This window comes from Synechococcus sp. R6-10 (assembly GCF_047461815.1).
Lineage (GTDB): Bacteria > Cyanobacteriota > Cyanobacteriia > Thermostichales > Thermostichaceae > Thermostichus.
Genome location: NZ_JANSHW010000490.1, coordinates 1 through 5,231, shown reverse-complemented (window position 1 = coordinate 5,231; position 5,231 = coordinate 1). Strand labels below are relative to the sequence as shown.

Annotated in this window: 5 protein-coding genes and 1 pseudogene; 4 read left to right on the top strand and 2 right to left on the bottom strand. The window is 57.8% G+C overall.

Annotated elements, in window-relative coordinates; genetic code table 11:
* Together NW837_RS12660 and NW837_RS12655 are read left to right on the top strand one after the other, a co-directional pair.
* Window positions 1–411 (top strand): annotated as a pseudogene (locus tag NW837_RS12660) (16S rRNA (cytosine(967)-C(5))-methyltransferase); the annotation flags it as partial.
* Window positions 412–491: 80 nt separating this feature from the next.
* Window positions 492–1,304, top strand: a complete 813-nt coding sequence (locus NW837_RS12655; RefSeq protein WP_414331991.1) for a TrmH family RNA methyltransferase — start codon at window positions 492–494, stop codon at window positions 1,302–1,304.
* A gap of 16 nt (window positions 1,305–1,320) precedes the next feature.
* On the opposite strand, the gene recA is transcribed toward NW837_RS12655, so the two are convergent.
* Window positions 1,321–2,445, bottom strand: coding sequence for a recombinase RecA (recA, locus tag NW837_RS12650; protein ID WP_414331989.1), 1,125 nt, complete (start codon window positions 2,443–2,445; stop codon window positions 1,321–1,323).
* Window positions 2,446–2,680: 235 nt separating this feature from the next.
* On the opposite strand from recA, the gene lgt reads away from it, so the two are divergent.
* Both lgt and tsaE read left to right on the top strand, forming a co-directional pair.
* Window positions 2,681–3,505, top strand: a complete 825-nt coding sequence (gene lgt, locus NW837_RS12645; protein WP_414331987.1) for a prolipoprotein diacylglyceryl transferase — start codon at window positions 2,681–2,683, stop codon at window positions 3,503–3,505.
* A 3-nt stretch (window positions 3,506–3,508) separates the two neighbouring features.
* Entirely contained in the window at window positions 3,509–4,144 is a 636-nt protein-coding gene (gene tsaE, locus NW837_RS12640; protein WP_414331986.1) for a tRNA (adenosine(37)-N6)-threonylcarbamoyltransferase complex ATPase subunit type 1 TsaE, read from the top strand.
* A gap of 200 nt (window positions 4,145–4,344) precedes the next feature.
* Here tsaE and NW837_RS12635 read toward each other — a convergent pair whose 3' ends face one another.
* A complete protein-coding gene (locus tag NW837_RS12635) occupies window positions 4,345–5,043 on the bottom strand; it encodes a pirin family protein (RefSeq protein WP_414331984.1) in 699 nt (232 codons plus the stop codon).
* Window positions 5,044–5,231 lie beyond the last annotated feature (188 nt).

Here is a 5,231-nt window from a genome sequence, read left to right as displayed (position 1 = left end):
ATCCGTCCCCTGGCCATCGACCTGTTATCCCTGAGCGCTGCCGCCGAGCCCCCCCCTCCCTTGCCCCCCTGGCAGAGTGCTGACCGCGTACTGCTGGATGCCCCCTGCTCCGGCCTAGGCACCTTGCACCGCCATGCTGACGCTCGCTGGCGGCAGACTCCAGAGCGGATCCCTGAATTGGCCCACCTGCAAGCTCAGCTTCTGCAGGTGGCAGCCCGTTGGCTTAAGCCGGGCGGGGTGTTGGTGTACGCCACCTGCACGCTGCACCCTGCCGAAAACGAGGAGATCATTCAAGCCTTTCTCGACAGCCACCCCAATTGGGCTGCTGAAGGGGATCCCCTGCTCATCTGGCCCCACCGGCAGGATCGGGATGGATTTTTTATCCAACGGCTGCGCCGCTCCGGTTACTAACTCCCCTCTCCCTCTGGGAGAGGGGCTGGGGGTGAGGGCAGCAACGCCGAAGACTTGGGGAGTACCTTAACCATTGCCACATGGCTTCTGAGCTGCTGACCAGTCCGAAAAACCCCTGGATCCGCAAGTTGCGGCAGTTGCACCGCAGCAAAGGCCGGCGGGAACAGGGCGCCTTTTTGGTGGAGGGATCCCACCTCATCGAAGAAGCCCTGCGAGTTGGCTGGCCCCTGCAGGCTCTCTGCTACACGCTTGAGTGGGCTGAGCGTTACCCACAATTGCTGGCCAATCTGCCCAAGAGTCTACGGCGGCAGGCCGTCAGCTCAGAAGTCATGGCAGCGCTCTGTACCACCGAGTCTCCCGAAGGAGCTGTGGCCGTGGCCGTCAGTTGGCAGATTTCCTCTCCCCCCCTGTCCAAGTTACGTTTGGGCCTTGTGGTGGAAACGCTGCAAGATCCAGGCAATTTGGGATCCCTAATCCGAGTCGTGGCCGCCGCAGGAGCCGACGGCCTTTGGCTAAGCGCAGACAGCGTCGATCCCGAAAACCCCAAAGTCTTGCGGGCCTCTGCCGGCCAGTGGTTTCGCCGTCCGCCCCAAGTCGTGCCCGACCTAGCCGCCTGGATCCAGAGCTGCCGTTGCCACGGGATCCAAGTCTTGGCTGCTACCCTCTCCCCCACAGCAAACTGCTACTGGGATCAAGATCTCACCCGCCCTACCCTTTTTCTCCTGGGCAACGAAGGGGCTGGCCTGAGGGAAGCGACTATCCAACAGGCCGATGCCCAGGTGCGGATCCCGATGGCCGAGGGTGTCGAATCTCTGAACGTCGCTATGACGGGGGGGTTGTTGCTCTACGAGGCCCTGCGCCAGCGGCGATCTCGCTCAGGAAGCGCTCCCTGAACAGCTAGCTGCTCCCTCAGAACTCTTCCTCTACAAAGACCGCATCCTCATTCTCTTCCTGCTCTCCCTCCTCCATCGCTGCCGGCCGGCTGGCGGAAACCGTCACCCCCGCAGAAAGTTTCTCCCGCACAGCCGCTTCCACCTCCGCTAGGAGCTCTGGGTTTTCCTTCAAGTAGACAACCAGATTGTCCCTTCCTTGGGCAACATTTTCCTCCTTGTAGCTGTACCAAGAGCCGCGGCGCTTGAGAATGCCCATCTCCTCGGCCAGATCGATAATGCAGCCGATGTTGGAGATCCCTTGGCCGAAAATGATGTCAAATTCTGCCCGCCGGAAAGGGGGGGCAACTTTGTTTTTCACCACCTTGACCCGCGCTCGGATCCCGTATTCTTCCGCACCTTTTTTCAGGGTTTGAACGCGGCGAATATCTAGCCGCACCGACGCATAAAACTTAAGGGCATTGCCGCCGGTGGTGGTCTCCTGGGGGCCATAGCCTATGCCGCCAATTTTGGAGCGCAATTGGTTTAAGAAAAGAACGATGGATCCGGTTTTGCTGACATTTCCGGCAATCTTGCGCAGCGCTTGGCTCATCAGGCGCGCCTGCAATCCCACATGGGCATCTCCCATATCCCCTTCGATCTCAGCCCGGGGCACCAACGCTGCTACCGAGTCCACCACCACGATATCCACAGCTGCCGAGCGCACCAACTGATCGACAATCTCCAGGGCGGCCTCCCCCGTGTCCGGCTGGGAGATCAACAGGTTTTGAATATCAACCCCCAAAGCTGCTGCGTAAGTGGGATCCAGCGCATGTTCCGCATCCACAAAAGCTGCCGTTCCCCCTTGTTTTTGCACTTCGGCGATGGCATGTAGGGCAATTGAAGTTTTCCCAGAAGATTCCGGCCCAAAGACTTCGATAATCCGCCCTTTTGGGTAACCTCCGCCCAAGGCCAAGTCGAGGGTGATGGCCCCACTGGGTATGGTCTCCACCCGCATCTGGGTGGCATCTCCCAGGCGCATGATTGCCCCTTTGCCGAAATTCCGCTCGATCTGGCTTAACACCTGCTCCAGGGCTTTGCGTTTTTCTGACTTCAATTTGTCCGAGTCATCAGCAGTGTTCACAGCAGCGGCTTTCCGGGCCATAACCCGCATCCCCCCCAGGAGTCGTGGTGGAAAATCGAGCCTGCATTCTAACATTGTCGCCTTGCTCTGAGCGGATCCCTCTCCCTCCAACTGCAGTCAGCTCGTACCTTGCCTCGGTTCCTAACTCCCCTCTCCCTCTGGGAGAGGGGATGGGGGTGAGGGCAGGTCTTCTGCATAGCCTTGCAGAGCGGGTAGAGTGGGCTAAAGGGATCTGCTCAGGAATGTCCCCACGGTCATGACTTTGGTCTTACAATCCCCCGGCCCGGTTGTGTTTAGTTGGGGGCCGCTCAGCCTGCGCTGGTATGGCTTATTGATCGGCCTGGCAATGGTGTTGGGCTTGCTCCTGGCTCGCCATCTGGCAGCTCGGCGTGGCCTTCCCCCCAGTTCCATGCCTGATCTGCTGGTGTGGTTGGTGGTTGGATCCCTGCCCCTTGCTCGCCTGTACTATGTGGCCTTTGAGTGGGAACGCTATCGAGATGGCCCTTGGTGGCAGGTCTTGGCCCTCCGGCAGGGGGGCATTGCCATTCACGGTGCCTTGATCGGCGGCAGTGCGGCGCTTTACCTGTTCGCCCGGCGGCACCGGCTGAGTTTTTGGTTGCTAGCCGATTGCCTTGTTCCCTCCCTCAGCCTTGGTCAGGGGATCGGACGTTGGGGCAACTTCTTCAACAACGAAGCCTACGGAAAGGTGTTGCCTCCGGATAGCCCTCTGTGGGTACAACTGCAGCTGCCTGATGGATCGCGCGTCCATCCCACTTTTTTGTACGAATCCCTCTGGAACTTTGGTCTCTTCGGGCTCCTGCTCTTTTTAAGCTACCGGCGCCAGCTTCCCCCCGGCACCCTCTTGGGCCTCTACCTGGTGGGGTACAGCCTGGGGCGCTTCTGGATCGAAGGCCTGCGCACCGATAGCCTCATGCTGGGATCCCTGCGGGTGGCGCAGGGGGTGAGCCTGTTGCTCATTGGAGCAGGCCTGGCCGTAATCTTGACAGCTCCCAAACGCGTTTCTGTTCACCTAAACGAGGCAACTTCCTCGCCTGGGATCCCCGCCCCAAAGGAGTTGTAAGCCATGGCCAGCGAACAGAATGAAGAGCTCTGGCAGCAAGCCTCCCCTCTGCTGCTGCCATCCGCCGCTGCTACCCAATCACTGGGGGCCCTCGTAGCTCAAGCCGCCCTTGGCTTCCTCGCCCCTTCAGGTCAACAAAAATCTCCCCCTCCCAGCCGCAGCCTCGGCTCCACTTCCGGCTTGGTCATTCTTCTCGAAGGTAATCTGGGCAGCGGCAAAACCACCTTTGTGCAGGGACTAGGGCAGGGCTTGGGGATCCCTGAACCCATCGACAGCCCCACCTTCGTGCTGGTACAGGAATACCGCACCGGGCGGATCCCTCTTTTCCATTGCGATCTCTACCGCCTAGAGACCTCTTCTGCCGCTCGCGCCGGTGGGAAAGAATCCACACTCCTAGAAGACCTAGGGCTAGAAGAACTTTGGAGCCAAGGTGGGATCACCGCTATTGAGTGGCCCCAGTACCTCCGCCATCTGCCTGCGACCTACCTCTGGCTGCGCCTACAGCCCCATCCCCAGCAGGAAGGAGCCCGCCTTCTACACGTCAAGGGAAAGGGATCCCAGACTGGCCACCTTTGGCAGCAAGTTCTTTCTCAATTCACTCAGCAAAACCTCGAAGAAGGGATCCACTTCTCCTCCTGAAAGTACTTGAAAGCAGAAGAAAAAGTTGAGATCCCAAAAGACTTATGGTCATTTCGATTCCAACTAGGACACTGCACCCGCGCCTAAAACGTTGAATGTACGGAGCCAGAAGGCTCTTCTCAGCAGTTCAGTCGCTTCACCCCAGCCTAAAACGACTATAAGCTCAAGGCAAACAGCCAGAATTCAGCCAAAAGTCATCCTCAGGCCAAATCAAACAGCAGCACCTCAGCCCCTTCTTCACTGAAAAGGTTGAGCTCGCTTTCCCTAGCAATAGCCACGCCATCTCCTTCTCGCAAAAACAAGCCATCCAGGGTCACATCGCCCCGAGCTATCTGCAGCCATCCGTAGCGCTTCTCATCCAAGTGTCGGTGAACGGTGCGTCCCGGCTCAATCAACCCCGCATAGAGATTCACATCCTGATACACAATCACGGATCCCTGGCGCCCATCTCGAGAGGCAACTAAACAAAACTCATTGGGATGCTCTGTCAAACCCGTCGCTTTTTGTTCATAGCTGGGCTCCAGGTTTTCCTGCTCCGGCAAAATCCAAATTTGCAGCAGATGAACCTCCTCATCTGCCGAGTGGTTGTACTCGCTGTGCCAGATCCCTGTGCCTGCCGTCATCCGTTGAATTTCACCAGGACGAATCACAGATCCCGTGCCCAAGCTGTCTTTATGCTCAAGGATCCCTTCCAAAACATAGGTAACGATCTCCATGTCCCGGTGCCCATGGGTCGGAAAGCCAGCACTCGGGCTGATTCGGTCATCGTTAATCACCCGCAAAGCCCGGAAGCCCATGTAGCGAGGGTCGTAGTACTCTCCAAAAGAAAATGAGTGGTAAGTATCAAGCCAACTGAGCTTGACATGACCCCTCTCTTCCCGCTTGCGCAAAGTCAGCATCACAGTTTCTCCGAAACCTGACCCTCGCAACCATCTTATTAACTCTGCAGTCAGAATGTCAATATTCAAACAGTTTTATTTCTTCTTTTCCCTGCTATTCTCGCCAAAAACTTGCCAAAAATTTTGGGTTGGATATCTTGACGGGGTGGTGGGGGTGGGGATAGGGTAGTAAAGCGCCACAAGGCCAC

Coding starts and splice junctions, on each gene's coding strand:
- NW837_RS12655 (WP_414331991.1), top strand. CDS start 492: ATGGCTTCTGAGCTGCTGACCAGTCCGAAAAACCCCTGGATCCGCAAG.
- recA (WP_414331989.1), bottom strand. CDS start 2,445: ATGGCCCGGAAAGCCGCTGCTGTGAACACTGCTGATGACTCGGACAAA.
- lgt (WP_414331987.1), top strand. CDS start 2,681: ATGACTTTGGTCTTACAATCCCCCGGCCCGGTTGTGTTTAGTTGGGGG.
- tsaE (WP_414331986.1), top strand. CDS start 3,509: ATGGCCAGCGAACAGAATGAAGAGCTCTGGCAGCAAGCCTCCCCTCTG.
- NW837_RS12635 (WP_414331984.1), bottom strand. CDS start 5,043: ATGCTGACTTTGCGCAAGCGGGAAGAGAGGGGTCATGTCAAGCTCAGT.